The following is a 3,262-nucleotide window of genomic DNA, read 5'->3' as shown; positions in this document are numbered from 1 at the left end:
AGGCCGGGGTCAATGATATGGCCAAGGGCCTGAAGGCTGCGTCGAACCCGATGGGCACCGCCATGGACGGGGTGAAACAGGCAGCGCAGGACATGGCCAAGTCGATCGACCCGACCAAATACGACCCCGAAAGCGAAACCGGCAAGCTGGCCGCTGAACGCGCTGAGGACGCCAAAAAGATCCAGGCGTCCACTGCGCGCGCGGCAGCCGAGCGCAAGGCGCGTGAGGCAGAGGCGGCGCTGGCCAAGGCGGAAGAGGCCGAGGCGGCGCTGAAACCTGCGGCGCCGAAAACGGAAGAAGAGGCCAAGTCATGAGCAAGACGGATGAGATCGACGACTCAACCGCGCCGCTGATCGAGCATCTGGCCGAATTGCGCAACCGGCTGATCCATTCGGTTGCGGCGTTTGTCGTGGGCATGGTGATCTGTTTCACCGTGGCAACGCCCGTTTTCAATTTCCTGACCGCGCCCCTGTGCCAAGTGCTGGCCGAGGGCGGGCAGGACTGTGCGCTAATCTTCATCAGCCCGCAGGAGGGCTTCTTTGTCGCGATCAAGATCTCCTTCCTGGGCGGCTTTATCCTGGCGTTTCCCTATATCGGGTTCCAGATGTGGCGGTTTGTGGCGCCGGGGCTGTACAAGAATGAAAAGGGCGCGTTCCTGCCCTTTATGATCGCCTCGCCCTTCATGTTCATTCTGGGCGCCAGCTTTGCCTTTTATGTGGTGACACCGCTGGCCTATGATTTCTTCCTTGGGTTCCAGCAGTTTGGAACCGGCGGCGAGGCTGTCACCGGCGAAGAGGTGAACCAGGGGCTGAGCGTGGTGTTCCAGGGCTCGGCGCAGGAGTATCTGAACCTGACCATCAAGTTCATCGTGGCCTTTGGCCTGTGCTTTCAGCTGCCGGTGCTGCTGACGCTGATGGGCAAGGCCGGGCTGGTCAGTGCCGAAGGGCTGGGGGCCGTCCGCAAATACGCGGTGGTGGCGATTCTGGTGCTGGCCGCGCTGGTGACACCGCCGGATGTGATCACCCAAGTGATCCTGTTTGTGGTGGTCTATGGTCTCTACGAGATTTCGATCTTCCTGGTTCGCCGGGTCGAGGCCAAGCGTGAAGCCAAGCTGCGCGCCGAGGGGTATTATGACGATGAGGACGAAATGGACGCCCATCCCGACGATCCGATGATGGCCGAGTTCGAGGTTGAGGACGGCAAGGACAAGTAAGCCAAAAGCGGTTTGAAACAGAAAGGCGCGTCCGTGAGGGCGCGCCTTTTTCCTTGCTGCATACCTTTGATCGATAGTTGTGGGGCCGGGCCTCTGACTTTGGCGCCCGCTGCGTATGCAGTCAACCGCTGTTCGCAGCGCTGATTATCCGGCGCATCAAGCCCATGAACTGTTCCCTCTCATTGATTGATAGGGGGGCTAGGGATTGCTCGTTCTGGTCGTTGGCAGCCTGATAAGCGCGCTCCCGTGGGGCCTGTCCTTCTGCAGTCAGCCAAATTTGCTGTGATCGCGCGTCTGACGGGTGTTTCTTCCTGACGATCAGCCCGTCTCTTTCCATTCGGTTCAGTGTGTTGGCAAGGGTTGCCTGTTCCAGCGCCAGCTTTTCGAGCAGCTCGCGCTGGGTCACCCCGTCCTTGACCCACAGTTCCAGCAGAATGGGGAATTGCCCAATGGTGATGCCAAGCGGGGTGATACGGTCCTGCAAGCCGGAGGCAAACAGGCGGGCGGTGTGATTCACCAGATAGCCGGCGGAGTTTTCTTTTTCGAATTTCATTGTTCGATTTTGCACTTGAATAGCATGCTATGCAATGATACATAGCATGCTATATTAATGAGGGGAGCCAACATGGCTGGACTTGAAGAACTCGACGGCGCCGTCACACTTTCCGAACAGATGGACGCCGAAGAAGGCCCGGTTGTCCTGATGAACCTGTTCACAATAGACCCATCTGATGAGCAGGCCCTGTTGGATGCTTGGGCACATGACGCTGATTTCATGAAGGGGCAGCCCGGATACATTTCGACACAGATGCACAAAGGGATCGCCGGCAGCTCGACCTATGTGAACTATGCTGTCTGGCAGGACGTGCAAAGCTTTCGTGCGGCCTTCATGCATCCTGAATTTCATAGACGGATTGCCAAGTATCCTGAAAGTGCAGCCGCCCGGCCGCATTTGTTCAGAAAACTGGCTGTCGCCAACCATTGCGTCGCTTGAAGGGACCCGGATCAGATTGCCATGAAACAGAAAATCCACGCAGCCGCAGGTGTAACCGCCTTTCTGATCATCCTGACGTTTTGGACCTTAACAGTGCTGAGCGAAGCTCTTGGGACACCGGAAACCATAGCCCTGGTCAAATCCAGGATCCTGATGGGGATGTTTGTCCTGATACCGGCGATGGCCATTGCGGGAGGCTTCGGCATGGCGATCGGGCGCCGGCGCAAGGATGCGCCAGCCGTTGCGAAGAAAAAGCGTATGCCCTTGATTGCCGCAAACGGATTGATGGTCCTCCTGCCGGCAGCCTTTTTTCTGGAGGCAAGGGCAAGTGATGGAAACTTTGATGGTGTGTTTGTCATTGTGCAGGGCATTGAATTGCTGGCTGGGGTGTTGAACCTCACCATGATGGGCTTGAACATCCGGGATGGCAGCAGAATGGCTGCGCGCCGTAAAAGCCAGGCGTAGAACTGCAGTCGTTGGGGGCAGGCGCGGTGCTTGCCCCCTTGCCGCTTCCTTCCGAACATGCTTTGAAATCCGTCAGCTAACCGACGGAGGCACCCCATGGACCAGATCGCATTGACCCGCATTGCCGAGGCGCTGGAGCGGATGTCGCCCGCCCCTTTGGAAACCCCTGATTTCAACGCCGCCAGTGCCTTTGTCTGGCATGTGGGGCCGGAACGGCTGGAGCCTGTTCCCGCTGTGAACCGGGTCGATCTGGACCTGCTGGTAGGCATCAACCGCTCGCGCGATACGCTCTTGGATAACACCCGCCGCTTTGCGCAAGGCTTTGCCGCCAATAACGCGCTGTTGTGGGGCGCGCGGGGGATGGGGAAGTCGAGCCTGGTGAAGGCCGTGCATGGCGCGCTGGCGGGGGATCACCCGCAGCTGAAACTGGTGGAGCTGCAGCGCGAGGATCTGCCCTCGGTGGCGCGGCTGCTGAACCATCTGCGCGGCTCGGAGCACCGGTTCATCCTGTTCTGCGACGACCTGTCGTTCAGCCATGACGACCAGCACTATAAGAGCCTCAAGGCGGTGCTGGACGGCGGCATCGAGGG

5 protein-coding genes and 1 pseudogene are annotated in these 3,262 nt (G+C 59.0%); 5 read left to right on the top strand and 1 reads right to left on the bottom strand.

What is annotated here, in order from left to right; translation table 11 throughout:
* Both A2I95_RS28485 and tatC read left to right on the top strand, forming a co-directional pair.
* Window positions 1-314 (top strand): annotated as a pseudogene (locus A2I95_RS28485) (twin-arginine translocase subunit TatB); the annotation flags it as partial.
* A complete protein-coding gene (gene tatC / locus A2I95_RS28480) occupies window positions 311-1,213 on the top strand; it encodes a twin-arginine translocase subunit TatC (protein WP_027258451.1) in 903 nt (300 codons plus the stop codon). The pseudogene A2I95_RS28485 and the gene tatC, both read left to right, overlap by 4 nt.
* Window positions 1,214-1,334: 121 nt before the next feature.
* Here the strand turns inward: tatC and A2I95_RS28475 are convergent, their stop codons facing one another.
* Window positions 1,335-1,766: a MarR family winged helix-turn-helix transcriptional regulator gene (locus tag A2I95_RS28475; protein WP_027258452.1), complete on the bottom strand. Its 432-nt coding sequence runs from the start codon at window positions 1,764-1,766 to the stop codon at window positions 1,335-1,337.
* A gap of 72 nt (window positions 1,767-1,838) precedes the next feature.
* Here A2I95_RS28475 and A2I95_RS28470 point away from each other — a divergent pair, with 72 nt between their 5' ends.
* The 3 genes from A2I95_RS28470 to A2I95_RS28460 form a co-directional block, all read left to right on the top strand.
* Entirely contained in the window at window positions 1,839-2,207 is a 369-nt protein-coding gene (locus A2I95_RS28470) for an antibiotic biosynthesis monooxygenase (protein ID WP_291735326.1), read from the top strand.
* A gap of 93 nt (window positions 2,208-2,300) precedes the next feature.
* Window positions 2,301-2,672, top strand: coding sequence for a hypothetical protein (locus tag A2I95_RS28465; RefSeq protein ID WP_291735324.1), 372 nt, complete (start codon window positions 2,301-2,303; stop codon window positions 2,670-2,672).
* A 96-nt stretch (window positions 2,673-2,768) separates the two neighbouring features.
* Window positions 2,769-3,262 (top strand): DUF815 domain-containing protein (locus A2I95_RS28460; protein ID WP_291735321.1); only part of this gene is annotated, 494 nt, incomplete at its 3' end.

The sequence above is a fragment of the Leisingera sp. F5 genome (genome assembly GCF_001593695.1).
This window is presented reverse-complemented; position numbering and strand designations above follow the sequence as displayed.